The sequence below is a fragment of the Pseudomonas sp. 13B_2.1_Bac1 genome (assembly GCF_025466155.1).
GTDB lineage: Bacteria > Pseudomonadota > Gammaproteobacteria > Pseudomonadales > Pseudomonadaceae > Aquipseudomonas > Aquipseudomonas aylmerensis.
The window spans coordinates 1-24,096 of the sequence record NZ_JANLOH010000034.1 but is presented as its reverse complement, the minus strand read 5'-3'; the positions used below and the strand labels follow the sequence as shown (position 1 = coordinate 24,096).

The 24,096-nt window shown below is 62.0% G+C and carries 17 protein-coding genes; 6 read left to right on the top strand and 11 right to left on the bottom strand.

What is annotated here, in order from left to right; all coding sequences use genetic code 11:
• Entirely contained in the window at positions 1-993 is a 993-nt protein-coding gene (locus NTD80_RS06820; RefSeq protein ID WP_262132812.1) for an AraC family transcriptional regulator, read from the bottom strand.
• Positions 994-1,304: 311 nt separating this feature from the next.
• Between NTD80_RS06820 and antA the strand changes: the two genes are divergently transcribed.
• The 4 genes from antA (at position 1,305) to NTD80_RS06800 (ending at position 5,889) form a co-directional block, all read left to right on the top strand.
• Complete coding sequence (gene antA / locus NTD80_RS06815) at positions 1,305-2,696, top strand: anthranilate 1,2-dioxygenase large subunit (RefSeq protein WP_065908427.1); 1,392 nt, start codon at positions 1,305-1,307, stop codon at positions 2,694-2,696.
• Positions 2,696-3,187, top strand: coding sequence for an anthranilate 1,2-dioxygenase small subunit (gene antB, locus NTD80_RS06810; RefSeq protein ID WP_065908425.1), 492 nt, complete (start codon positions 2,696-2,698; stop codon positions 3,185-3,187). The genes antA and antB overlap by 1 nt, the downstream gene beginning before the upstream one ends.
• A 222-nt stretch (positions 3,188-3,409) precedes the next feature.
• Positions 3,410-4,414, top strand: coding sequence for an anthranilate 1,2-dioxygenase electron transfer component AntC (gene antC, locus NTD80_RS06805; RefSeq protein WP_262132809.1), 1,005 nt, complete (start codon positions 3,410-3,412; stop codon positions 4,412-4,414).
• Positions 4,415-4,485: 71 nt separating this feature from the next.
• A complete protein-coding gene (locus NTD80_RS06800; RefSeq protein WP_065908421.1) occupies positions 4,486-5,889 on the top strand; it encodes an amino acid permease in 1,404 nt (467 codons plus the stop codon).
• A gap of 142 nt (positions 5,890-6,031) precedes the next feature.
• On the opposite strand, the gene kynA is transcribed toward NTD80_RS06800, so the two are convergent.
• Both kynA and kynB read right to left on the bottom strand, forming a co-directional pair.
• Entirely contained in the window at positions 6,032-6,889 is an 858-nt protein-coding gene (kynA, locus tag NTD80_RS06795) for a tryptophan 2,3-dioxygenase (protein WP_262132808.1), read from the bottom strand.
• Positions 6,886-7,536, bottom strand: a complete 651-nt coding sequence (kynB, locus tag NTD80_RS06790; protein WP_262132807.1) for an arylformamidase — start codon at positions 7,534-7,536, stop codon at positions 6,886-6,888. The genes kynA and kynB overlap by 4 nt, the downstream gene beginning before the upstream one ends.
• 318 nt (positions 7,537-7,854) lie before the next feature.
• Here kynB and NTD80_RS06785 point away from each other — a divergent pair, with 318 nt between their 5' ends.
• On the top strand, positions 7,855-8,199 hold the full coding sequence (locus NTD80_RS06785) for a cupin domain-containing protein (protein WP_010566207.1): 345 nt from the start codon (positions 7,855-7,857) through the stop codon (positions 8,197-8,199).
• Between the two features lie 184 nt (positions 8,200-8,383).
• Here NTD80_RS06785 and mmsB read toward each other — a convergent pair whose 3' ends face one another.
• Entirely contained in the window at positions 8,384-9,271 is an 888-nt protein-coding gene (gene mmsB / locus NTD80_RS06780) for a 3-hydroxyisobutyrate dehydrogenase (RefSeq protein ID WP_065908412.1), read from the bottom strand.
• 15 nt (positions 9,272-9,286) lie between these two features.
• Positions 9,287-10,804: a CoA-acylating methylmalonate-semialdehyde dehydrogenase gene (locus NTD80_RS06775; protein WP_065908408.1), complete on the bottom strand. Its 1,518-nt coding sequence runs from the start codon at positions 10,802-10,804 to the stop codon at positions 9,287-9,289.
• 120 nt (positions 10,805-10,924) lie between these two features.
• Here NTD80_RS06775 and NTD80_RS06770 point away from each other — a divergent pair, with 120 nt between their 5' ends.
• Positions 10,925-11,872: a LysR family transcriptional regulator gene (locus NTD80_RS06770; RefSeq protein WP_065908407.1), complete on the top strand. Its 948-nt coding sequence runs from the start codon at positions 10,925-10,927 to the stop codon at positions 11,870-11,872.
• Between the two features lie 316 nt (positions 11,873-12,188).
• Here the strand turns inward: NTD80_RS06770 and NTD80_RS06765 are convergent, their stop codons facing one another.
• The 6 genes from NTD80_RS06765 to recC all read right to left on the bottom strand — a co-directional run bounded on the left by NTD80_RS06765 (position 12,189) and on the right by recC (position 23,842).
• Positions 12,189-12,680 (bottom strand): OmpA family protein, encoded by a 492-nt coding sequence (locus NTD80_RS06765; protein ID WP_262132804.1) that lies wholly within the window; start codon positions 12,678-12,680, stop codon positions 12,189-12,191.
• Positions 12,681-12,684: 4 nt separating this feature from the next.
• Positions 12,685-13,947 (bottom strand): diguanylate cyclase domain-containing protein, encoded by a 1,263-nt coding sequence (locus tag NTD80_RS06760; protein ID WP_065908403.1) that lies wholly within the window; start codon positions 13,945-13,947, stop codon positions 12,685-12,687.
• Entirely contained in the window at positions 13,944-14,510 is a 567-nt protein-coding gene (locus NTD80_RS06755) for a YfiR family protein (RefSeq protein ID WP_262132803.1), read from the bottom strand. Before NTD80_RS06755 ends, NTD80_RS06760 begins: the two co-directional genes overlap by 4 nt.
• A gap of 142 nt (positions 14,511-14,652) precedes the next feature.
• On the bottom strand, positions 14,653-16,722 hold the full coding sequence (recD, locus tag NTD80_RS06750) for an exodeoxyribonuclease V subunit alpha (RefSeq protein WP_262132801.1): 2,070 nt from the start codon (positions 16,720-16,722) through the stop codon (positions 14,653-14,655).
• Entirely contained in the window at positions 16,719-20,393 is a 3,675-nt protein-coding gene (recB, locus tag NTD80_RS06745) for an exodeoxyribonuclease V subunit beta (protein ID WP_262132800.1), read from the bottom strand. The genes recD and recB overlap by 4 nt, the downstream gene beginning before the upstream one ends.
• Positions 20,390-23,842 (bottom strand): exodeoxyribonuclease V subunit gamma, encoded by a 3,453-nt coding sequence (gene recC, locus NTD80_RS06740; RefSeq protein WP_262132798.1) that lies wholly within the window; start codon positions 23,840-23,842, stop codon positions 20,390-20,392. Before recC ends, recB begins: the two co-directional genes overlap by 4 nt.
• Positions 23,843-24,096 lie beyond the last annotated feature (254 nt).

The window sequence follows — 24,096 nt, the reverse complement described above, 5'->3', positions numbered from 1 at the left end:
TCAGAAGCTGCGCAGGCGCTTGCGTTGCAACGTCTGGCTGGGGGATTCGTCGAACAGCTTGCGGTACTCGGCCGAGAATCGGCCCAGGTGGGTAAACCCCCAGCCCAGGGCGATTTCGGAGATGGTGTGGGTTGAGCCGTGTTCGAGGATTTGCTGGCGCACGGCGCCCAGGCGGTATTTCTTCAGGTAGGCCATGGGCGACAGGGCGAAGTATTTGCGAAAGGCGTCGAACAGCTTGAAACGCGACACCCCGGCCGCCGCTTCCAGATCCTCCAGGTGCACCGCTTCGCGGGCGTTGTCGTGGATGTACTGCCGGGCGCGGATCAAATAGTGCGGCAGCTTCACGCCCAGCATGTCCCGCAGCTCTTCGGAGTAGTTGTTCGGCTGGGCCAGGATCAAGCCCTTGATCAGCGAACTTTCCAGGTCCCGGGTAAACGCCGCCTGGTCATACAGCTCACTGCTGCGCTCCAGCTCGGCGATGAAATACCGCGCCATGCGCCACCACGACGCAGAAGCGCCGTCGACTGCATCCATCACCGCTTCGAAGCGCAGCGGCGCCTCAATCGGTCGTTGCAGCAAGCCTTCCAGCGACTCGCTCATGGCCGCGCGGGTGATCACCACCTGCAGCTTGCGGCAGTCGCCCGAGATTTCCAGCACCTGATGTTCGTTGGGCGAGATGATCACGCCCTGGTCACGGTTGGACATGAGCCGTTTGCCGTTCTTGCTCAGCTCCTGCTCGCCCACCAGCGGCAGGGTCAGGCTGTAGCTGCTGAAGTGCTCGGCGTCCTCGATGTCGATGGTGACGTCGGTGCCGTATTCGATAATCCCCAGCGTCGTGGCGCGGGACTTGAACACATTGGCACTGTGGTGAAAACGGATGCGCTCCGGCGTCGCGGTTTGCAGCCGGTGCGGCCCGCAGATGCCGGACATCCAGCTGCAGGCGCCTTCAAGATCGAAACGCTCGATACGTATATCGCGTGTATTGCTACTCATCACGGGGCACCCACGGCAATTGTGGCCGGCGCGCTCTGACGGCGCGTCCTGGTTGATCGACAGCAAGTTTTACGCCACGCCAGCCGCATTGCCACTGGGTGGATAGCAACCGTCGACTAAGTGGATAAGCCGCCGGCTTTTTCGACCCTCACCTTGCAAGACAGTAGCGCATCCCGTCACCGCACTGCACCGCCGTGGGTATTTGCTGCCCAACTTTGCGGCCTGCCTTTGCCCATTAACCGGATAGCCCCTCGCCGCGTCGCAGCCTCTTAATGGCCCACCTGTTTAGCCATTATCAAAAGGTGCCTCCCATGAGTGGTGCAAGAAGCGTCGAGCAATGGAAGAGCTTTATCGAAAGCTGCCTGGATTTTCGCCCGGCCGATGCCGTATTCCGTATCGCCCGCGACATGTTCACCGAGCCGGAGCTGTTCGACCTGGAGATGGAGTTGATCTTCGAGAAGAACTGGATCTACGCCTGCCACGAAAGCGAACTGGCGAATAATCACGACTTTGTGACGATGCGCGCCGGGCGCCAGCCGATGATCATCACCCGCGACGGCGAAGGCCAACTGAATGCGCTGATCAACGCCTGCCAGCATCGCGGCACCACCCTGACCCGGGTTGGCAAGGGCAACCAGTCCACCTTCACCTGCCCGTTCCACGCCTGGTGCTACAAGAGTGACGGCCGGCTGGTGAAGGTCAAGGCGCCGGGGGAATACCCGGAAGGTTTTGACAAGGCCACGCGCGGTTTGAAAAAGGCACGCATCGACAGCTACAAGGGCTTCGTATTCATCAGCCTGGACGTGCACGGCACGGACAGCCTGGAAGCGTTCCTGGGCGATGCCAAAGTGTTCTTCGACATGATGGTCGCGCAGTCCGCCACCGGTGAGTTGGAAGTGCTGCCGGGCAAGTCCGCCTACACCTACGACGGCAACTGGAAGCTGCAAAACGAAAACGGCCTGGACGGCTACCACGTCAGCACCGTGCACTATAACTACGTGGCCACGGTGCAGCATCGCCAGCAGGTCAATACCGAGAATGGCAGCGGGTCCGCCAGCACCCTGGACTACAGCAAGCTTGGCGCCGGCGACGCGAATACCGATGACGGCTGGTTCGCTTTCAACAACGGGCACAGCGTGCTGTTCAGCGACATGCCCAACCCCAGCGTGCGCTCCGGCTACGCCACGATCATGCCGCGCCTGGTCGAAGAGCACGGCCAGCAAAAAGCCGAATGGATGATGCACCGCCTGCGCAACCTGAACATCTACCCGAGCCTGTTCTTCCTCGACCAGATCAGCTCACAGCTGCGCATCATCCGCCCGGTGGCGTGGAACAAGACCGAGATCATCAGCCAGTGCCTGGGAGTGAAGGGCGAGTCCGACGCCGACCGCGAGAACCGCATCCGCCAGTTCGAGGATTTCTTCAACGTGTCCGGCATGGGCACACCGGACGACCTCGTGGAGTTCCGCGAAGCCCAGCGTGGCTTCCAGGGCCGCCTGGAGCGCTGGAGCGACATCTCGCGCGGCAGCCACCGCTGGGAGACCGGCCCGACGCCGAACAGCGAGGCTATCGGCATCCAGCCGGCCATGACCGGCACCGAATTCACCCACGAAGGCTTGTACGTCAACCAGCACCGCAACTGGCAGCAGTTCCTGCTCGACGGCCTTGATCGACACGCGTTGAAACTGCGGGAGGTGAAATGATGAGCGCGCCATTGCAGTACCAGATCGAGCAGTTTTTCTACCGCAAATCCGAGCTCTGCGATGCCCAGGACTGGGACGCCTATGTAGAGCTATTCGACCCCCAGAGTGAATTCCATCTGCCGCAATGGGACTCCGAACACGTCTACACCCGCGACCCCAAGCGCGAGATGTCGCTGATCTACTACGCCAACCGTTCGGGCCTGGAGGACCGCGTCTTCCGCCTGCGCACCGGCAAGGCGGCATCCGCGACGCCGATGCCGCGCACCTTGCACCTGATCAATAACGTGCGCATCAACGAGCAGGCGGACGGCACGCTGGAAGTGCGCCTGAACTGGCACACGCTGTTCTATCGCCTGGCCACCTCGGAGCAGTTCTACGGGCACGCCACCTACCGCCTCAAACCCCATGGCGACAGTTGGCTGATCACCCGCAAGCACGCGCTGCTGCTCAACGACACCATCAACTCGGTGCTGGATTTCTATCACCTCTAAACGCGCCTTCATGGCGAGCAGGATTGTTCTGGCGAGCGGACTGGATGTGGCGAGCGGGCTTGCCCCGCGTTGGGCCGCGCAGCGGCCCCAATACAGTCACCGCATCTCTTCAGTCAAACAGCGGTGCCTGGACCAGGACCCGCTGCACGCCCCAACGCCGGACAAGCCCGCTCGCCACGACAGGCGCACTCGACACGCTCATGACTATGCGGAGACCAACACATGAATCACAAAGTGGCCTTCAGCTTCGCCGATGGCAAGACCCTGTTTTTCCCGGTGGGCGCCCACGAGATCCTGTTGGATGCGGCGCTGCGTAACGGCATCAAGATCCCCCTGGATTGCCGCGAAGGCGTATGCGGCACGTGCCAGGGCCGTTGCGAGTCCGGCGAGTACACCCAGGATTATGTGGACGAGGAAGCCCTCTCCAGCCTCGACCTGCAGCGACGCAAGATGCTCAGTTGCCAGACCCGGGTGCAATCCGACGCGACGTTCTACTTCGACTTTGATTCGAGCCTGTGCAATGCGCCCGGCCCGGTACAGCTGCAAGGCACGGTGAGCGCGGTGCAGTTGGTGTCCGCCAGTACGGCGATCCTGCAGGTGCAGCTGGACGCGTCGCTGGATTTTCTGCCCGGCCAGTACGCGCGCCTGTCCGTTCCCGGCACCGACAGCTGGCGCTCCTATTCCTTCGCCAACCGGCCCGGCAATCAGCTGCAGTTCCTGGTCCGCCTGTTGCCCGACGGCGTGATGAGCAACTACCTGCGTGAGCGCTGCCAGGTAGGTGACCACCTCTTGATGGAAGCGCCGCTGGGCGCTTTTTACCTGCGTCAGGTGACCAAGCCGCTGGTGCTGGTCGCCGGCGGCACCGGGTTGTCGGCCTTGCTGGGCATGCTCGATGAACTGGTTGCCAGCGGCTGTGACCAACCGGTACACCTGTATTACGGTGTACGCGGTGCCGAGGACCTGTGCGAGGCCGAACGCATCGACCAATACGCCTCCACCCTCGATTTTCGCTACACCGAAGTGCTGAGCAACCCATCGCCGGCGTGGCCTGGCAAGCGCGGTTACCTCACCGAACATTTCGACCTGGCCGAATTGCGGGACAGATCGGCAGATATGTACGTGTGCGGCCCCCCTCCAATGGTCGAATCCATCCAGCAATGGCTGGCAGATCAGGCACTTGATGGCGTTCAGCTGTATTACGAAAAGTTCACGCAGAGTAATATCTGACCCTCAGCACTTCTGAGGGGCTGGTGCGGCGTGCAATCAACCCTGAGAAAAACAAGTAGAAGGGAATGTTAATGGCGGATGACATGGTTAACCCGGTAGGCCTCAAGCGAGGCTTGAAGAACCGGCATATTCAGCTGATCGCCTTGGGAGGGGCGATTGGCACGGGGCTGTTCCTCGGCTCGGCGGGCGTGCTCAAGTCGGCGGGACCGTCGATGATCCTCGGCTATGCGATTGCCGGTTTCATCGCGTTCCTGATCATGCGCCAGCTCGGCGAAATGATCGTCGAAGAGCCGGTGGCCGGTTCCTTCAGCCACTTCGCGCACAAATACTGGGGCGGTTACGCAGGCTTCCTGGCGGGCTGGAACTACTGGGTGCTCTACGTACTGGTGGGCATGGCCGAACTCACGGCCGTGGGCAAGTACATCCAGTTCTGGTGGCCGGAGATTCCTACCTGGGTCAGCGCGCTGGTGTTCTTTGTCGCGGTGAACCTGATCAACACCCTCAACGTGAAGTTCTTCGGTGAAGCCGAGTTCTGGTTCGCGATCATCAAGGTGGTGGCGATCGTCGGCATGATCGTGCTCGGCTGCTACCTGCTATTCAGCGGCACCGGCGGCCCGCAAGCCTCGATCACTAACCTGTGGAGCCACGGCGGGTTCTTCCCGAATGGCGGCATGGGGCTGTTGATGTCCATGGCGTTCATCATGTTCTCGTTCGGTGGCCTGGAGTTGGTGGGCATCACCGCCGCCGAGGCCAGCGAGCCGCGCAAGGTGATCCCCAAGGCGATCAACCAGGTGGTGTACCGGATCCTGATTTTCTACGTCGGCGCACTGACTGTGCTGTTGTCGCTGTACCCCTGGGACCAATTGCTGCAAACCCTCGGCGCGTCGGGCGATGCCTACAGCGGCAGCCCGTTTGTGCAGATCTTCTCGCTGATCGGCAACGACACCGCGGCGCACATCCTCAACTTCGTGGTCCTGACCGCGGCGCTGTCGGTGTACAACAGCGGCGTGTACTGCAACAGCCGCATGCTGTTCGGCCTGGCCGAGCAGGGGGATGCACCCAAGGCGCTGATGAAGCTCAACAAACAAGGCGTGCCGTTGCGTGCCCTGGCCATTTCGGCGTTGGTGACGATGCTGTGCGTGGTGGTCAACTACGTGGCGCCCCAGAGTGCGCTGGAGTTGCTGTTTGCGCTGGTGGTTGCCTCGCTGATGATCAACTGGGCGCTGATCAGCATCACCCATATCAAGTTCCGCAAGGCCATGGGCGAGCAAGGCGTGGTGCCGTCGTTCAAGACCTTCTGGTTCCCGTTCAGCAACTACCTGTGCCTGGCGTTCATGCTGATGATCGTCAGCGTGATGCTGGCGATCCCGGGCATTCGTGAGTCGGTGTATGCGATGCCGGTGTGGGTGGGGATTATCTACATCGCGTATCGGATGCGGGTCCGCAGAAGTAACGCGCCAGTCAACGCACAGTGATACCTGTGGGAGCCGGGCTTGCCCGCGATGGCGGTGGGTCAGCCGATGGCTGTGGTGGCTGACACACCGCCATCGCAGGCAAGCCAGCTCCCACCGTTGATTGCATTCCAAATGAAAAAGCCCCGGTTATCCGGGGCTTTTTTCATAGCGTGGAACGCACTCGCCACAGCTCGGGGAACAGCACGGTGTCGAGCATCTTGCGCAGATACCCCACGCCCTCAGTACCGCCGGTACCGGGCTGGAAGCCGATAATGCGCTCCACCGTCGTCACATGCCTGAAGCGCCACTGGCGGAACGAATCCTCCAGGTCGATGAACTTCTCGGCCAACTGGTACAAATCCCAATACCGGCTCGGATAGCGGTACACCTCACGCCACGCAGCTTCCACCGATTCATCGTGAACCGTGGCCGCCGTCGGGTCGCGTTCGGCGCGTTTGGGGTCAATCGCCAGGCCCGCCTTGGCCATCAGGTTGACTGCCTCGTCATACAGCGACGGCGTGGCAATCGCCACTTTCAACTCGTTCAACAACTCCGGCCGATGCGCGTGAGGACGCAACAGCGCCGCGCTTTTATTGCCGAGGATAAATTCGATCTCGCGGTACTGGAACGACTGGAACCCCGACGACTGCCCCAGGAACGGACGGATCGCCTTGTACTCCGACGGCGTCATCGTCGCCAGCACCGCCCAGGCGTGCACCAGTTGATCGAAAATCCGCGACACCCGCGCCAGCATCTTGAACGCCGGCGGCAACTCGCCAAGGCGCACATGTTCGCGGGCGGCCTTGAGTTCGTGGAGCATCAGTTTCATCCACAGCTCAGATGTCTGGTGCTGGATGATGAACAGCATTTCGTTGTGGTCCGGCGACAGCGGGTGCTGGGCGCTGAGAACTTTGCCCAGGTCCAGGTAGTCGCCATAGCTCATGGACTCGGAAAAATTCAGCTCGGCGTTATGCCATTCTTCCGGCGGTTGGTAATCAGCAGAGAAAGGACATTGGCTCATCGCGTGGGCTCCTTGAGCGGGCGGAGAATGGCGCGGACCGGGCTCGCGTCGAGGTTGGCAAAGCGCAACGGCAGCGCGATCAATTCATAGTCGCCCTCCGGTACGTCATCGAGCACGATGCCTTCAAGAATCGCCATGCCATGACGGGCCACGGCGTTGTGCGAATCCATGGTCTTGGATTGCTGCGGATCGAGGGACGGCGTGTCGATCCCGACCAGCCGCACGCCGAGGCTCGCCAGCAACTCGATGGTCTGCGGGGCGATGGCGGTAAAATTCGAATCCCATTCGGTCAGCGGCGAGTGTGGATAAGTACGCAAGAGCACGCGCTCTGGCAGGTTATCCACACGCCCTTCCAACTGGTGCGGCTGCACCAGCGCGCCGCTGCCCAGGCAATGCAGGACCCGGCACGGCCCCATGTAGACATCCAGCGACACCTCGCCAATCGGCGCGCCGTCCGCGCTGTAATGCAGCGGCGCATCGACGTGCGCACCGGTGTGCGGCGACAAGGTAATGCGCCCGACATTCACCGGGCATTCCGGACCGAACTGCCAGACGCGCTCTTCCTGGAACGGCGTATCGCCCGGCCAGGTCGGGGTCGCCGTACTCAAGGGCGGGCTGATGTCCCACCACGTTTTTATTGGATTCATTTCAAGGCTCTCGGCGGTTACTGGGGTGAATGATACGAGGGCCAGCTGTGAATTTTCTTGCGAATTCCAGCGCCAGGCGGGATTTCTTTCGTACTTACTGCGAGGAATTGCCTTATTTGTGATTGGATATTTCAAATGTAGGCGCCAGCTTGCCAGCGATGGCGTTCCTACGAGGCCCATCGCCGGCAAGCCGGCGCCCACAGGGTTTTGTATTGCGCGGGACTTGCGCTTCTGGGCATCCCGATGTCGAGTTCAGACCACTGGCACGACGCCCGAGGCCTTAGGGTGCATCTTTGCATTCACTGCCTCGGAGTCATCATGTCCAAGCCCATCACCGTACTGCGCGACACCCACCCCCTGCCGGTCCTGGATGCCTGCAAATGGGAAAAACTCGAAGGCGACCCGCACACCGTCAACCTCAACGCCTACACCAGCGAAGACGGCAGCAAGATCATGGGCACCTGGATCTGCACACCAGGCAAGTGGTACGTGGAATACGTGAAGTGGGAATACTGCCATTTCCAGGAGGGCTACTGCGTGATCACCCCAGAAGGCCTGGAACCGATCCATTTGCGGGCTGGGGATATCTTTGTGGTGGAACCGGGGATGAAGGGGACGTGGGAAGTGGTCGAGACGGTGCGTAAGTATTTTGTGTTTGCTTAAATCGCTTCCAAAGCGGGCAACTTTGACATTGTTGTGGCGAGCGGGCTTGCCCCGCGTTGGGCTGCGCAGCAGCCCTGATCCAGACGCCGCGATCTTCCAGGAAGATCGCGGCGTTTTCCTTTAGGGCTGCTGCGCAGCCCAACGCGGGGCAAGCCCGCTCGCCACAGGAGGTCCCCTTACAAGGTTATTTGGGTTTGCGATAGCTGTTGATGATCGCCGAGAAGTCCTTGCCCCCCTCCCCGCGCTGGCTCATCGATTGATACAACTGCTGGGCCACGGCGCCCAGGATGACGGGCTGCTTGGCTTGGCGCGCGGCCTCGGTGGCCAGGCCAAGGTCCTTGAGCATCAGGTCGGCGCCAAAGCCGCCGGTGTAGCCGCGCGATGACGGCGCGGTTTCAATCACGCCCGGCCATGGGTTGTAGGTGTCGGAACTCCAGCAACGTCCGGTAGAGCTGTTGATGATGCCGGCCAGCACTTGGGTGTCGATCCCCAGCGCATCGCCCAGCGCCATGGCTTCGCTGACGCCGACCATGCTGATACCGAGCAGCAGGTTGTTGCAGATCTTGGCGATTTGCCCGGTGCCGACCTCACCGCAATGCACGATGTTACGACCCATCTGCGCCAGCACCGGTTGCAGGGTGGCGAACAGTTCAGGGGTGCCGCCGACCATGAAGGTCAGGGTGCCAGCACTGGCGCCGCCGGTGCCACCGGAGACTGGAGCGTCGGCCACGACCACACCTTGCTTGGCCGCCGCAGCCGCTACGTCGCGGATCGTCTGCGGGTCGATGGTGCTGCAATCCACCGCCGGCACGCCTTGGCCGATACCGGCGAGTACGCCGTCTTCATTCAGCCACACGCTACGCACATGCGCGGCCGCCGGCAGCATGGTGATCACAAGCTCGGCGTCTTTCGCCGCATCGCGGGGTGAGTCGCTGATAGTGCCGCCCAGCTCGGCCAATTCCTTGAGCACGGCCTGGTTCAGGTCAAACAGGTTCAGCGCATGGCCGGCCTTGATCAGGTTGCGGGCCATGGGCGCGCCCATGTTGCCCAAGCCGATAAATGCAATCTTCATGGTCGTCTCCCGGAATCAGCGCAGGTTGATGGTAGTGTTGACGCCATCGTTGACCGTGTCGTCGTCGAACCAGCGGCTGGTGACGGTTTTGGTCTGGGTGTAGAACTGCACCACTTGCTTGCCGTACGGGCCGAGGTCGCCGAGCTTGGAGCCACGCGAACCGGTGAAGCTGAAAAACGGCACCGGCACCGGGATCGGGATGTTGATGCCGACCTGGCCCACGTCGATTTCGCTCTGGAATTTACGCGCCGCTGCACCACTCTGGGTAAACAGGCCGGTGCCGTTGCCGAACGGGTTGGCGTTGACGAGCGCGATGGCCTCGTCGAGGGTCGCGACTTCGAGCACCACCAGCACCGGGCCGAAGATTTCCTGGGTGTAGATCTGCATGTCCGTGGTCACGCCCGAGAACAGGGTCGGGCCGACAAAGTTGCCTTGCTCAAAGCCCGGCACCTTGATGTCGCGGCCGTCCAGCTCGAGCTTGGCGCCTTCTTTCACACCGCTTTCGATCAGCTCGAGGATGCGCGCCTTGGCGCGTTTGGAAATCACCGGGCCGACATCGGTACCGGCCTCGCTGCCGGCATTGACCTTGAGTTTTTGCGCCAGCGCCTTGAGGTCCGGCAGCCATTGTTTGGAGGCACCGACCAACACCACCACAGAGGTAGCCATGCAACGCTGGCCCGCTGCGCCGAAACCGGCACCGACCAACGCATTGAGGGTGTGTTCGCGGTTGGCATCCGGCAGCACCACGGCGTGGTTCTTGGCGCCCATCATCGACTGCACGCGCTTGCCGTGTTTGCCGGCCAGGTCATAAACATGGGTGCCGACGGCGGTCGAACCGACGAAGGACACGGCCTTGATGTCTTTATGGGTGCACAGCGCATCCACCACATCCTTGCCGCCGTGCACCACGTTGAGCACGCCGGCCGGTACGCCGGCTTCCAGCGCCAGCTCCACCAGCAGGACGGTCGACAGCGGATCCTGCTCGGACGGCTTGAGGACGAAAGTGTTACCGCAGGCGATCGCCATCGGGAACATCCACAGTGGAATCATCGCCGGGAAGTTGAATGGGGTAATGCCGGCACACACGCCGATGGGTTGGCGCAGGGTGTAGGTGTCGACGCCACCGGCGACGTTTTCAGCGAATTCGCCCATTTGCAGGGTGCCGATGGAGCACGCGTGCTCCACCACTTCCAGGCCACGGAAAATATCGCCCTCGGCATCGGCAATGGTCTTGCCCTGCTCGGCGCTGAGGACTGCAGCAATGCGTTTGGAATGTTCGCGGATCAAGGCTTGCAGCTTGAGCATGATGCGCATGCGCGCGCCGATCGGGGTCAACTTCCAGGTCTGGAAGGCGCGATGGGCAGCGTCGATGGCGGCATTCACTTCATCGGCAGTGGCAAACGGCACTTTGGCCAGCACTTGCTGGGTGGCCGGGTTGACGATGTCGTGCCACTCGGTGGTCTTGGACTCGACCCATTCACCGTTGATCAGCAGCTTGACCTGTTGCACGGAAATATCGGCAGATGCGTTCATGTGGTCTCCAATCTTGTAATTATGCAGAGACAAGGCGCGTGAATCGCCTTGGGAATGAGGCGTTTTTGGAGTATAGATGTGCAAATCTCTAATAAGAACGCACATAAAAGCCGGTCCAATATGCAAAAAAACATCACATCGCTGGGCTCCCTGAACTGGGACGACCTGAAGTTCTTCCTCGAAGTGGCCCGCACCCGCAAGGCCAGCGTCGCGGCCAAGCGCCTGGCGGTGGACTACACCACGGTGTCGCGGCGCATCAGCTCGTTGGAAGTGTCGCTGGGTACTTTGCTCTTCGAGAAATCTCGGACCAACGGCTTCGTCCTCACCACCGAGGGTCAACGTTTGCTGGGGTACGCCGAGTCCATCGAGAGCACCCTGCACATGGCTTGCGAGCAGGTGTCCGGCTCCGGCGTGGCACTGTCCGGGCATGTGCGCATGGGCTGTACCGAAGGCTTCGGCAGTTTTTTTGTCACCCCGCAGCTCAGCCATTTCGTCGACACTTACCCGGCGATCTCGGTGGACATCCTGCCCCTGCCCCACTTCATCAGCCTGTCCAAGCGCGAAGCCGACATTGTCATCGCCCTGGAACGCCCGGAACACGGGCCCTACGTGTGCTGCAAACTGTGCGACTACAAACTGCAGCTGTATGCGACCCAGGAATACCTCGACCAGCACCCACCGATCCGCAAACCCACGGATTTGGCCGAGCACCCGTTTATCAGCTATGTGGATGACCTGGCGTTCAGCTCCGAGCTGCTCTACCTGGCGAACGTGGTGCCCGGCGCCAGCGCCAGCCTGCGCAGCACCAGCGTGATTGCCCAGTACGTGGCGGCGCAGCAAGGCCGGTCGATGGCGATATTGCCGTGCTTCCTGGCGGCGCAGGACCCTCGGTTGCTGCCGGTGCTGGGGGAGCAGATCACACTGACTCGGCAGTTCTGGATGTACTGCCGGGAAGACTTGCGCAAGTTGAAACGCATCACTTTGCTGTGGGATTACATCCGCGAGGTGACGGAACAGAACCAGGGCTTATTGATGGGGGAGACGCGGGAGATCAAGTTTGCAGATTAAGGGGTGCGCGCGGTGTTGCCGCGAGCGCACTGCAAAATAAATGGGGGCTGGTCAGCCAGTTTAGCCGTGACTGATACACCGCTATCGCAGGCAAGCCAGCTCCCACAGTTGAACTGCGGCGGATGCAAGATTTTGGTTAGACACAAATAGTGTGGGAGCTGCGGCGAGTGCAAGATTTTGGTCAGACGCAAATAAGTGTGGGAGCTGGCTTGCCTGCGAAGGCGGTGGGTCAGCCAGCTTAGCCTTGACTGATACACCGCCATCGCAGGCAAGCCCGGCTCCCACATTTTGAATGCAGTGCAGGTGGAAAACCCGCTTAGTCCGCACTCACCACAATCGACACCCGCCGATTCTCCGTACGTCCCGCCGCCGTCGCGTTCGACGCCACCGGCTCGCTGCTGCCCAACCCGCGCAGCTGGATGTTTTCTTCCTTCATGCCCACACCGATCAGCACCGTGGCCACGCTCTTGGCGCGGCGCAAGGACAGTTGCTGGTTGTAGGTTTCCTTGCCCGAAGCGTCGGTATGGCCGTCGACGCGCACGCGCTCGATGCCCACGCCGAGCAGGGCCTTGCCGATACGCTGGACGATCTCGGTACTGGGCTGGTTGAGGGTTTCGACGTCGCTGCCAAACAACACTTTGCCGGACAGGCCGAACGCCCAACCCTCGTCGGTCAGCTCAAAGCCTTGTTGCTTGAGCACGGCGACCTGGGCCGGGGTCAAGCCTTTGGGTGGGGCGGTCTGGCAACCGCTGAGAGCCAGCAGAGACAACAGCACGGTGATGAAGATAAAACGCGCGGTCGAAAACAAGGGATCAACTCCTGTGTTGAACATTGACGGCAGGGCTCTCCGACTCCGCCGTTTGCTGGCCGCCCTGGGCCTGCCGTTTGGCCTGGTACATCGCTGCATCGGCGGCATTGAGCAAGGTGCCGGGCGTGGCGCCATGATCGGGGTAGATGGCAATGCCGATACTGAGGGAGGTCAACACCTGGGTATTCCCGGGCACGGCAATCGGCACGTCCATGCTGGCGATAATCTTGTCGGCGATGCGCTGGGCGTCTTCCACTTTATGCAACGGCGCCAGCAGGATGGCGAACTCATCGCCGCCCAGGCGCGCGACCAGGTCATCTTCGCGCAGTTGTGCCCGCACGCGTTCAGCGACGGCCACGAGGACGGCATCGCCTGCGGCATGGCCAAAGCTGTCGTTGATTTCCTTGAAGCGGTCGCTGTCGAGGTAAAGCACCGCCACCTGCTCCTTGACCTTGGCCGCGCTGCGCAAGGCGCGAATCAGCCGACCTTCGAAAAACGCCCGGTTGGGCAAGCCAGTGAGGCTGTCGTGGTTGGCCTGGTGGGCAAGGGTTTCGTTCTCGCTTTGCAGGTGGCTTTGCCAGGCTTCCATTTCACCGAGCAACGCATTGAAGTCGCTGCCCAGGCTGTCGAGTTCGGCGATCCGCGCGGGCGGCACGCGGCGGTCGAAGTCGCGCTCGCTGCGGGCGGCATGGGCCACGGCTGCGAGGCGTTGCAGCGGCTCGGTAATGCCGCGCAACAGACGCCGCGCCAGGTGCAAGGCTACCCACGCACTGAGGGCGGTACAGATCAGGATCCCCGCCAGACCACTCAGCAGGAAGCGCAACAGGCTGCCGCCATGGCCAGTGACATGAATGCTGCCGATGGTGCGCCCCTGGTGCAGGATCGGCTGGCTGATGGGCTGTTCGAGCAGGGTGTGCGCCAGCTCCAGTTCAAGCCGTGAGAGCATGCCGGTTTCCGGACGCGTCCACTGCGCCAGCAGCTTGCCGTTGACATCGAGCACTTCGGCCTGGGCCACCTCTTCGGTGGAAGCGATCAGGCTGAGGGCCTCGGTGGCCGCCGCGCTGTCGTTGAACACCACCGCCGCTTCTACGGTGTAGTTGATCGAACGTGCGATCAAATGCAGGTTGTGCTCGGCGTACACGCGCAGCGCCAGCACGCCGAGCAGGGTCAGCGACACACTGGCCAGGCTCACCGCCACCAGCGCGAGGATCAGGTGCCCCCGGCCGATGACCGAGCGCAGCGTCGGTCGCACCTTATCGACCTTCATGGCGCAAGCGCTCGACGGCGGGACAGTTGCAGCACGCTGGGGTGAATGCGCACGCCGCTGCGCGCCACGGAGTCGAGATTGACCTCGAACGACACCTGATCATCGCCGACCCGCAGGCAGAACAAGCTGCCGACCGTGCACTGGTCGCCGCCTTCGCTGATGCTCAGCACCGGGTGCCCGATCAACGAAGCGAACAGACGGCTGCGCTCATCGCCGCTGAGCTTGCCGATATAAACGGCGTCACAACTATTGACGATATCAGGATGGTCGGCGAGCAGGCGCTGCACCACCACCGGGCGGCCGGTGGCTTGGGTGGTGCCCTTGATCAGGTCGTCGGTGTATTGGGTCGGCCCGACGATGCACAGGCGCAATTGCGCAGGCTCCACCGGCCAACGCGCGTAACTGAGGATACCCAGCACCACTTGGGTCACCGCCTGGGCGCGGGAGTCGGCGGGGCTGGACGCCTGGGCAAAGGCGCCGGGCGCGAGCAGGCACAGAACCGCCACCAGCAACAGGCGTCCCCAGCTCATACGGCGCTCTGTGGGCGAGACAGCCACGTTCATGCAGCGATTTCTCTCAGGTGTGTACAAAGTGATGCCGCAACGATAGCACAGCAACGGAAAACCCCGCGAAGCGAGGCTTTCGCGGGGGCCGCTATTTTTTCAGAAAAATCAGGCGACTGAATCAGAAATATCGCATGACCTGTCAGTCAGTTTTTTCCGTCTCCTGACCCAGTTCCAGCATCAACCCGCTCAAGCGCTTGACCTTGCGTCGTACCGCTTCTTCAAACACGCCGCCACGGGGTTCGATCAGGCTGAACCAGCGCTTGGCGCGGGTGATCCCGGTATAGATCAGCTCTTTAGTGAGCACCGGGTTCAATGCGTCCGGCAGGATCAGCGCCGTGTGGGTGAATTCCGAGCCTTGGGACTTGTGCACGGTCATGGCGTACACGGTTTCGACATCATTCAGGCGGCTGGGCAGTACAAAACGCACACCGCCCTGACCATCATTGCGCGGGAAGGCCACGCGCAATACCTGCGGCCCCCCGTCGCTTTCGGGCAGTTTGAGGGCGATGCCGATATCGCCGTTCATCAAACCCAGGCCGTAATCGTTGCGAGTCATCAGCACCGGGCGGCCTTCGTACCATTGCTCGTCACCTTCGATCAGCCGCACCTTGCGCAAGGCGGCGGTAATGCGCAGGTTGAGGCCTTCCACCCCCCACGGTCCCTTGCGCACGGCACAAAGCAACTGGAAGGCGTCGAAGGCTTGCAACAGTTGTTGCGCCCAGTGGGTCCAGGCGGCGTCCTCGCGTGGAGTCTCCAGGGACGGGCGCGCGCTGTGCAGCAGGTTGAGGTAATAGCGATAACCTTCGGCGCCATCGCCCTGTCCGTCCAGTACCAGCCGCTCCAGGGCGTGGTCGTGTTCGCCCTTGAGGCTGACGCAGAACAGGTCGCGATGGCTGCGCGCGGCCAGCAACTTGCGCGCTTCTTCGGCATTCTGCTGGTTGACCCAGCGCGCCAATTGGCCGATGCCACTGCCCTCGCCGAAACGCCGCGAGTAACGCAACATCACCACTTGCTGGGCCAGCGGGTGGCTGCCATCGAGGTCTTCCTGCAGGCCGCTGGCGTCGAGGTCTTCGCCGCTGACCGCCTGCAGCCATTGACGCGTCTCGGGGCTATACCAACCGGCCTCGGCGTCGCGGCACAAATCGCCGAGTACGGCGCCCGCCTCCACCGACGCCAGTTGGTCCTTGTCACCCAGCAGCACCAGCCGCGCATGGGGCGGCAAAGCATCGAGCAGGTTGGCCATCATCTCCAGGTCGATCATCGACGCCTCGTCCACCACCAGCACATCCAGCGGCAGTGGGTTGCCCAGGTGATGACGGAAATGCCGAGTACCCGGGCGGCTGCCCAGCAGGCGGTGAACCGTGGTGACCTGGGTCGGGATTTTTTCCCGCACGCTTTCGGGCACTTTCAGCGACAGTACTTGCTGGCTGATGGACTCGGTAAGCCGTGCGGCGGCTTTACCGGTGGGTGCGGCCAGGCGGATGCGCAACGGTGTGCCGACTTCCACCGCAGGCGCCTGCAACAACGCGAGCAGGCGCACCACGGTGGTGGTCTTGCCGGTACCGGGGCCACCGGTGACGATGCTGAACGCCCCGCGAGTCGCCAGGGCGCAGGCGAGTTTTTGCCAGTCGATCACACCCTCGGGTGCGGGTTGGTCGAACAAGCCATTCAAACGCTGGGGCAAATCGGCAGCGACGCTTTCCTGGGTGGCGAGACGCTGGCGCAGTGCCGTGTCGATACGTCGTTCATAGGTCCAGTAGCGGCGCAAATACAGGCGCTTGCCGGACAGTACTAACGGGCGGCTTTGGGCTGACTCACTGCCATCGACGGCCAACGCGACCAGGCCGCTGGCAGCCAGGGCATGGCACCAATGGGCGCCGTCCAGACCGTCGAGCAACTGCGACGGCAGCAGCATGGCAGTGGTCTGCAGATCGCCTTCGGGCGGCAAGGACAAGGCGAAGTCCGGCGCTTTCAGGGTCTCGAACAGGTCCAGGCAGACATGGCCGTGGCCCAATTGGTGGCTGGTCAGCGCGGCCGCCAGCAGCACCAGGGGGTCGGCCTGCGGGTCGAGTTCATGCAGGAAGCCGACGAAGGCTTTGTCGAGGGCGCGCAACCAGCCACGCGCCACCCAACGTTCCAAGAGTTGCAGCAGGTCGGCGGCGCGGCTGAGGGGCGCCAGTTCCTCCAACGGCAATGGCGACAGGCTCATAACAACACTCCTTGTTCCCAGGCGGGCTCAACCTTGGGCGGGATGGGCTTGCCCTGGAACAACAGATCCAGGCCTTCGATCAATTCACGCGGTGGCCGAGTGAAATACGCGCCCTGGCTGGCGGCCTGCGTACCGCGCAGGAACAGGTAGAGGGCGCCGCCGACATGGCGGTCGTAGTCGTAGTCCGGCAGGCGCGCCTTGAGCTGGCGATGCAGGGCCAGCAGGTAAAGTACGTATTGCAGGTCGTACCGATGTTCGAGGATCGACTGTTCCATGGCGGCTTGGGTGTAGGCCGAATCGTCAGGACCGAGCCAGTTGGATTTGTAGTCAGCCACGTAATAGCGGCCATCGTGTTCGAAAGTCAGGTCGATAAACCCCTTGAACATACCGTTGAGCAACACCGGTTCGGCGGCAACGCGAGACACGCCGTTGTGGGTGTACTGGCACACCAGCTTGTCGAGGGCGAGTACGTCGACCTTGTGGCTGGCGAACCAGAACTCCATTTCGATCTGGTAGTGCTGCAAGCCACTGAGGCTGACCTGGCCGTTATCCACAGGCAACGGGGTTTGCAGCAAGTGACCGAGCCAGTCGCTGAGGGTGACGATCCAGCCCTCCCAGTTGCGCCGATTGCAACGCGCGCCCACGGCTTTTTCGATCGCCTCGGGCGTTACGTTGAAACCGTCTTCGCCGGCCCACTCCAACAGGCCATGGAGGAAGGTGCCTGGGTTCGGGCCACGTGGGAAACGATGAATATCACCGCCAGATGCCGCCACTTCGCGCGGTGCGTCGGGGTCGAGGCGCTCGTCATCAAACAGCTTCTGGGCTTGTGGGCTTTCCGGCGCTTCGAGGCTGGCGGCGCTCATGCTGTCGCCAATACGCAAGGCGCTGTAGGAAGCGATCCACCAGTTTTCCGCGGCCTTGCGTTTGGGCAGCAACGGCGCAAGCAGCGTGGCTTCGTTACGCGGCGGGTGGAACAGGATGGCTTGAGCTTCGGGCACGTGGGCGTAGTGAATCGCGGGACAGCCGTCCTGCAGGTCCAGCAACCAGCGCGCCAGGCCGGCAGATTCGCCCAGCAACGAACCGGCGCCGAGCAAATAGCCCAGCGCCGACAAGTGCAGCACCGAACTGCTGCTGTTGCCACGCTTGAGGTCGGCGACACCCAGCCAGCAGGCGTGTTTGGCGCGGGTCAAGGCGACGTAGAACAAACGCAGGTCTTCGGCCAGGCGCTCGTCGTCAGCCAGGGCAATCAACTCGGCGGTTGGCCGCAGGCTCACGTGGGATTTACCCTGCTCGTCGTGGTAGTGAAGCGGCAAGCGGCTGCCATCCACAGGCTTGGCCGAGCAGATGAAGGGCAGGAAAACCAGGTCATACTCCAGGCCCTTGGACTTGTGGATGGTCACGACCTTGACCAGTTGTTCATCACTTTCCAGGCGCAGGATCTGCTCTTCGCCGGCCTGGCCCGACAAGGCGAGGTGTTCGGCCAGATGGCGAATCAGCGCCTGTTCGCCATCCAGTTCCGCAGCAGCTTGTTGCAACAATTCGCTGAGGTGCAGCAGGTTGGTCAGCACCCGCTCGCCGTCGCTGCGAGCGATCAGGGTTTGCGGCAGTTTGAAATCGTGCAGCAGGCGACGCAGCATCGGCAGCACACCCTGAGTGCGCCAGATGGCGCGGTAACCACGGAACTGCATGACACGGGATTCCCACGCCAGCTCGTCCTGATTCAGACGCTCGAGTTCCGGCAGCGACAGGTTCAAGGTGACACACGCCAAGGCGGCTCGCAGCGGGCGCTCGACGTCCGGCTCGGCACAGGCCTTGAGCCAGGCCAGCAGGTCGTGGGCTTCCTGGGCGGCGAACACTGAGTCCTTGTCCGAGAGGTAGACACTGCGCACGCCCCGGGCGGCCAGCTCGGCGCGCACGGCTTGGGCTTCCTTGCCATCGCGCACCAGGATGGCGATGTCTGACGGCAGCACGCCTTTAAAACCCGTCACCGGATGTAGGAAACCGGCTGTGCCTTGCTGACCGCCATTGAGCAGTTCAACAATCTGCGTGGCGCAGGCTGCGGCCAGTTGCTGGCGGTACACCGCGTTGGAAACCGGCTGATCAGTGGGCAGGTGCCAGAGGTTCATCGCAGGCACTGCTTGGCCGTCGACCTGCAATTGTTCCTTGCGGCCTTGGGACAGCACCGAGTGGAACGGTACCGGGTTCTGGCCATTCGGCTCGCGAAACAGGAACGCGCCACGGCCAGTTTCCGCACGCTGAAACACGTGGTTCACCGCCTCGACCATCGCGTGGCTGGAGCGGAAGTTGGTGCCCAGGGTGTGATGGCGGCCGGTGGTGGATTGGCGCGCACGCAGGTAGGTGTAGATGTCGGCACCACGAAAGGCATAGATCGCCTGCTTGGGGTCGCCGATCAGGAACAAGCCACTGTCGAGGTGGTTTTCTTCGATACGGTAGATGCTGTCGAAGATGCTGTATTGCACCGGATCGGTGTCCTGGAATTCGTCGATCAGCGCCACCGGGAACTGCTCGCGGATCACGCTGGCCAGGCGCTCGCCACCGTCGGCCTGGAGGGCGGCATTGAGACGGATCAGCATGTCGTCGAAGCCCATTTCGGCGCGACGGCGTTTTTCTTCTTCGAAGCGCTTACCTACCCAACCGGCGGCATGCTGCAACACCGCCGCGTCAGGCGTTGGCAGTGCGTCGAGCGCAGCTTTGAGGCCAGCCATGGCGTCGATACCGGGGTGCTGCGGCGGGTCGCCCTTCCAGGCTTCGGCCATGCCGTCCGGCGTCAGGCGCGTGAAGCCAGTGCCGATGTCCAGTTGCTCAAGGGTTTCGTCAGCGGCCCAGGCGCTGATCTTTTCGAACCAGGGTTCGAAGTAACGCGCCTGCATCTTGCGGCCGTCGACGGCTTTGGCGGCCACGGCCTGCAGGCAGATGTCACGCAGCTCGGCGGCCCATTGCTGCCAAGGCGCCTTGAGGTGTATCAGCGCTGCTCGACGCTCTTGCAGGCAAGCGTTGATCAGCTCGGCAGGTTCACGGGCTTCATCCGTGGGTCGTTCACTGCCGAACAAGGCGCGTACCCGTGGCATCAAGGCAGCAGGGCCGCCCCAGTTGTTGCGCACCCAATTGAGCGCGTCGTCATGCATCGGGTAACAGAACAACCGCCAGTAATCGCGCAAGACTTCGCCGAGCAGATCACTGTGGTCAGTTTCCAGGGTTTGAGTGAACAGGCTGCCGCTGTCGAACGCGTGCTCGCGCAGCATGCGCTGGCACCAACTGTGGATGGTCGAAACAGCGGCTTCGTCCATCCACTGGGCGGCGATGTCCAGGCGATTGGCGCAGGCGGGCCACTGCTCAGGCGGGTATTGATCTCGCAGCTCGGCAATCAGGGCATCGGGTTGCGGTATTTCATCGCGAAAGAAACGTGCCGCTTCTGCCAGGCGGATGCGAATGCGTTCGCGCAACTCCTTGGTGGCGGCGTCGGTGAAGGTCACTACCAGAATTTGTGGGGGCAGCAGTTCGCGGCCAAAACCGGATTCATCACCACCGTGGCCGAGGACCAGGCGCAAGTACAGCGCGGAAATAGTGAACGTCTTGCCAGTGCCGGCGCTGGCTTCGATCAGTTGGCTGCCTTGCAGCGGGAAGGCCAGGGCCAAGGGTTTGCTGCTCATGCGCCGGCCTCCTCGCGGGTGAGAGATCGCCATGCGGCGTTGATCAGTGGGCGGTACAAGGTTTCGCACCAGCCTTCGAACTCTTCACTGGCGACCAACGCGGCGTAATCGGGGAATTGTCGCGTGAGTGCCGGGGTTTCACGGCGTTCGCCATCAGTGGTCATGCCATCCCCTTCATAGGCCTTGCTGGCAGCGGCCTGGGCCTTGCCCGGATCGGTCTGGCCAAGCCAGGCGAACGCGGTTTTAACCGCCACGGGCAAAGGCTTGCTCATGCCGTGGTGCCAGGCCAAGAGCAGGTTGGCGAGGATCTCCCGGGCAGTGGTCGGATCCAATGGGGCCAGCAACAAGGTGTCGTCGCTGGCCACCAACCCTGTACTCAACGGCAGGCCACAGGCGCAGGCAACCACGTGATTGACCCAGGGCCGAATCAGGCGGTGCCATTTGCGCGTCTTGATCGAGCCGATGCTGTTGGGGATGGTGGTCACGCTCAGCAGGCCCCCATCACTGCGTCGATGCAGGCCGCTGATCCAGCCTTCCAGCTGGATACCTTGATGCTCAAAACTGATCGGTTCGGCGGTAGTGTGGGGCTGCGGCCAGAGCGCCAGAAGCTGCTGATAGCGCTGTAGCAGGTCGGGCAATGGCTCAATCAGCTCGTTGCGCAGGCACTCGCCGAAACCGACCATAGGCAACAGGCCACTGCCTTGCAAGCGCAGGGCTTGGGCATTCAGGGCCTGGTCGAGGTGATCGGGATGGCTCAGCGCTGCACTCAAGAGACTGTCGCTCAGGCTGTAGCGTTGTAATGCGTCGAGGACGAAGGGCTCTTCATCGGCCAACGGCACCTCAGCGGCTTCAAAGAACACCTTCAGACGTTGACTGAAGAAATGTTTGACCGGGTTGCGTAGGAAGTCCTGCAGCTGGCCGAGACTCAAGGGTTCTTCTTGCTGGTGCGGCGCCAGTTCGTCCTCTACGGCAATGGCCTCGACTGCGGCGTGCAGCAACTGCCATTCACGGGCATAGCTGAACAATGGATCGCCTTCATGGAAGTAGCGGGCGCTGAAGGGTTGGAGCGGATGCTCCTGGGTCATCGCTTCGAGCAACGGCTCTTGTGTGTGCGCGTTATGCCAGCCGCTGGCGAGATGATCGCGCAATTGGCCGATCAGCACCGAGGCCGGGCGATCGCTGTTGTCACGGATGCTGCGGCCGACCCAACTGATGTAGAGCTGGTCCCGGGCAGACAGCAGCGCCTCCAGCAGCAGGTAACGGTCATCTTCACGGCGTGAACGGTCGCCGGGGCGGTAGTCGCTGCCCATCAGGTCGAAATCCAGCGGCGGTTGCGCACGGGGGTAATCGCCGTCGTTCATGCCAAGCAGGCAGACCAACTTGAACGGGATCGCGCGCATGGGCATCAGGGTGCAAAAATTGACAGCTCCGGCGAGGAAGCGTTGGGACAAGCGACCTTCATCCAGACCGGCCAACCAGGCCTCACGTACTACGGTCAGGGGTAACTCGTCATACAGGCCGACCGACTCGCAGGTTTCCAGCCAGGTTTCTCGCAGTTGTTCGAGTTGGCCCAGCAGGAAGTCATCGTGTTCGCTGCTGGGCAGGAAGAACAACTGCATCAAGCGTTGCAGGCGTTCGCCCCATTCGTGTGGGGCGGCCGGTTGCGACAGTGCTTGATGCGCGTCATTAAGCGCATCGAGCAGAGCGACCAAAGGACCGATCAGCGCGGCGTCGAGGCCACCAATCTCATCGTAAGGCTCAATGCCGTCGCAGGCGAGCCCCGTGCCGACGGCATAGCCCAGCAACATGCGGCGCAGGCCGAATCGCCAACTGTTTTGCTCCAGCTCATGGGGCAGGCCGAGGCCAGCACGTTGCTCGGCATTGAGACCCCAGCGGATCCCGGCACCCTCGATCCAGCGATGCAATGTGGGCAGGTCGCGCTCCTTGATGGCGAAACGTTCGCGCAGCGCTGGAACGTCCAGCAGGTCAAGGATTTCGCTGACCGGAAAGCGGCTGTCGGGTAGCTTCAGCAGGTGCTCGACGGCGATCAGCAGCGGATCGCGGCCACGTTGGCCCTGGTCAGTGAGGGTAAAGGGAATGAAGCGTGGGTCAGTTCGCTCCAACTGGCCGAATACGGCACGGATATGCGGCGCATAGCTGTCGACGTCGGGAACCATGACGATGATGTCACGCGGGCGCAGCGCAGGGTCCGCGCTGAAGCGTTGGAGCAGTTGGTCGTGGAGGATTTCGACCTCACGCTGGGCGCTGTGGGCGACATGAAAGCGTATTGAAGTATCACGCTGCAGGTCGACAGCGGGCCATAGCTCACGGGTTTCGTTGAGCGGGCGCAGTTCGAGGATGTCGTCCTGGAGCTGATTGAGCAAGGTACTGGGTTCGCTCTCGCTGAACAGGTCGATGCGGCCGTCACGGAAGGCCGCGCGGTAGCTATTGGGGTCGTCGTAACTGTCCAGCAGGCTGATGTAGTCACGCCCTTGTTTACCCCAGGCCGCCAGCAGCGGATGGGCGTGCTGGTGAAGGGTCTGTGGATCGATGGTGACGGGCATGCCGGCTTTACGCGCCTGGCGCTTGTATTCGTTACGTAGCAGGTCTTTGTCAGCAACGATGTCGGACCAATGGTGGCGACATGGATTGTGCACGCACAACAACACTTGACTGAACCGCGCCAGGCCGGCGAGCGCTTCCAGAGCCTGGGCGGGCAACGAGGAAATACCGAAGACAATCACTCGGGAGGGCAAGCCTGGTGGGGCTTTCTCAAGGGTATTGATGCGTTCGATAAAGCGCTGGTGTACACCGGCACGGCTTTGGGCCATGCCCTCCTCGCCTACATCCAGCAACAGCGCGCGCCATAACTCAGCTTGCCAGCAGTTGGCTGGGTCCAGGGGTTTGGTTTCACCGCGGCCGTTACGCAACTGATGGCGGCCGGCAGCCCAATCTTCCAGCCAGTCGGCACGATAGACCTGGTATTGGTCGAACAAATCGGCCAGGCGCTCAGCGAGCTGGTAGCGTTTGCGTAGATCGGCGTCGTGAGTGAGGAAACGCTGCAGGGGCTCGAAATGCGGTTGATCGATCAACTCCGGGAGCAGGCGCATCAGGCGCCATGTCAGCGGGGCTTTATCGAGCAGGGATTTTGGCGGGATTTCGTCACGGCCCAGGACCATGCGGTAGAGCTGCCACATGAAACTGCCGGGGAGTTGCACATCGATGGCAGCCGCGATTCCACAGCCGCCCATATCGTCCTCTTCCGGGTCTTCGGCCAGGGCCAATTTGAGCCACTGGGCAATGCCGTTGCTTTGGACCAGGGCGATTTCGTTTTCCAGGGGCGCAAGCGGATATCGACGCATCCAGCTGACAACCAGGCTGCGCAGTTCATCCAGGCGGTTGCCGTGAACCACCATGAATCCAGCGCTGAGGGACGTCGCATCCGGCATAACGGCTTCCTTGGGAAAAGCAAAATCGAGGGAGCGACTTTAGCATTGAAGGCGGGATTGGCGGTCTTGGGATGCAGGATATGGGGAGATTTTGGCTGTCGCGACAGTATCAGGCTCGGGGCGCTACGGTTAACGCGCATCGCGCGTATCGAATAGAACAGCGGAGGATTAGCACTACGCGACGGCTTCTGCGCATTTTCGACCGCCCAAAACAAAACCCCTGTTTGCGTTAGCAAACAGGGGTTCTGGAATTT

Excerpts from the sequence above, each read along its gene's own strand:
- NTD80_RS06755 (WP_262132803.1), bottom strand. The coding sequence starts at position 14,510 with ATGAACGTGGCTGTCTCGCCCACAGAGCGCCGTATGAGCTGGGGACGC.
- NTD80_RS06800 (WP_065908421.1), top strand. The coding sequence starts at position 4,486 with ATGGCGGATGACATGGTTAACCCGGTAGGCCTCAAGCGAGGCTTGAAG.
- antB (WP_065908425.1), top strand. The coding sequence starts at position 2,696 with ATGAGCGCGCCATTGCAGTACCAGATCGAGCAGTTTTTCTACCGCAAA.
- kynA (WP_262132808.1), bottom strand. The coding sequence starts at position 6,889 with ATGAGCCAATGTCCTTTCTCTGCTGATTACCAACCGCCGGAAGAATGG.
- NTD80_RS06775 (WP_065908408.1), bottom strand. The coding sequence starts at position 10,804 with ATGAACGCATCTGCCGATATTTCCGTGCAACAGGTCAAGCTGCTGATC.
- NTD80_RS06785 (WP_010566207.1), top strand. The coding sequence starts at position 7,855 with ATGTCCAAGCCCATCACCGTACTGCGCGACACCCACCCCCTGCCGGTC.
- kynB (WP_262132807.1), bottom strand. The coding sequence starts at position 7,536 with ATGAATCCAATAAAAACGTGGTGGGACATCAGCCCGCCCTTGAGTACG.
- recD (WP_262132801.1), bottom strand. The coding sequence starts at position 16,722 with ATGAGCCTGTCGCCATTGCCGTTGGAGGAACTGGCGCCCCTCAGCCGC.
- recB (WP_262132800.1), bottom strand. The coding sequence starts at position 20,393 with ATGAGCAGCAAACCCTTGGCCCTGGCCTTCCCGCTGCAAGGCAGCCAA.
- NTD80_RS06820 (WP_262132812.1), bottom strand. The coding sequence starts at position 993 with ATGAGTAGCAATACACGCGATATACGTATCGAGCGTTTCGATCTTGAA.
- antC (WP_262132809.1), top strand. The coding sequence starts at position 3,410 with ATGAATCACAAAGTGGCCTTCAGCTTCGCCGATGGCAAGACCCTGTTT.
- NTD80_RS06770 (WP_065908407.1), top strand. The coding sequence starts at position 10,925 with ATGCAAAAAAACATCACATCGCTGGGCTCCCTGAACTGGGACGACCTG.
- recC (WP_262132798.1), bottom strand. The coding sequence starts at position 23,842 with ATGCCGGATGCGACGTCCCTCAGCGCTGGATTCATGGTGGTTCACGGC.
- antA (WP_065908427.1), top strand. The coding sequence starts at position 1,305 with ATGAGTGGTGCAAGAAGCGTCGAGCAATGGAAGAGCTTTATCGAAAGC.
- NTD80_RS06760 (WP_065908403.1), bottom strand. The coding sequence starts at position 13,947 with ATGAAGGTCGATAAGGTGCGACCGACGCTGCGCTCGGTCATCGGCCGG.
- mmsB (WP_065908412.1), bottom strand. The coding sequence starts at position 9,271 with ATGAAGATTGCATTTATCGGCTTGGGCAACATGGGCGCGCCCATGGCC.